The sequence below is a fragment of the Thauera butanivorans NBRC 103042 genome (assembly GCF_001591165.1).
GTDB lineage: Bacteria > Pseudomonadota > Gammaproteobacteria > Burkholderiales > Rhodocyclaceae > Thauera > Thauera butanivorans.
In genome coordinates this window covers 1-898 of the sequence record NZ_BCUG01000141.1, presented here as the reverse complement: position 1 = coordinate 898, position 898 = coordinate 1, and the positions used below count along the sequence as shown (strand labels likewise).

General features: G+C 41.9%; 2 protein-coding genes. Both read left to right on the top strand.

What is annotated here, in order from left to right:
• Positions 1-393: hypothetical protein (locus TBU01S_RS24255; RefSeq protein ID WP_157659269.1), on the top strand; the 393-nt coding region annotated here is incomplete at its 5' end.
• 7 nt (positions 394-400) lie between these two features.
• Positions 401-781, top strand: coding sequence for a hypothetical protein (locus tag TBU01S_RS24250; RefSeq protein ID WP_157659268.1), 381 nt, complete (start codon positions 401-403; stop codon positions 779-781).
• Positions 782-898 lie beyond the last annotated feature (117 nt).

The following is an 898-nucleotide window of genomic DNA, read 5'->3' as shown; positions in this document are numbered from 1 at the left end:
GGAGCCTGGTGTCAAGCAGGCGACGCCAGTAAAACTAGCTTTACTGACAAAGTAAAAGACTGGCTCAAAAAGGAATGGGATGCCGTTCCAAAGACAAAGTGTGAATGGAGCAAGTATTTGTCTCAGCAATCAGAATTATTTTCAGCGGCGGCATATGGCTCACTTATTTGGACTGTCACCGCTCCTGCAGCGCCGGTACTGCAGGGCGTCAGTTCTGTTGCAGGAGTCGGATCAGAGGTTTTGAAAGGACGGCCTGAAATTGCCACTGTCAATGTCGTTTTTGACGCTGCAGGAACAGTATCTCCTGGCGGCGTAGTAAAAGATATAGCACTTGATGGATATAAGACTGTAATCGGCAATGTGTACCATGACCAAGGCTCATGCGAAAAATGAGAACAACATGAGTAAATACAACCTAAATTCTAATAACCCAGGTCAGTTTTGGGTCGCGATTATTGACAATAGAAACACAATACTTTTCATTGGAATAATAGGAACAATTATTATTTTTTCGTTAGACATGACAGAAAAGAATTTGTTTTTTTTGTCAATGGCTTTTTCTTTGGCTGCAAACATAGTTAACTCAATATCCAGCAAGATAGGCGCCACTATAAATTATATTATATCGGCATTTTTTATTATTCTTTTTGCCAATTTTGTTGTAGCAAGTGGCTATAGCTTTAAAGTAGCAGCAAATGCTTTAACCTTTTTGTCTGGAGCGGCCTTGGTAACGGGCATCTTTACGAATGCCATTGTATTTTTTAAGAATAGAAAACTGTAACTCATAGAGGTAAGCCCCCGGCTGTGCCGGGGGACTCACCAAGGTTTGACCTTTACGACGGTCGGCGTGAATTTCTGATCTCTGCCAAGAGAAGGAGATTCACGATGAAAGAGTACC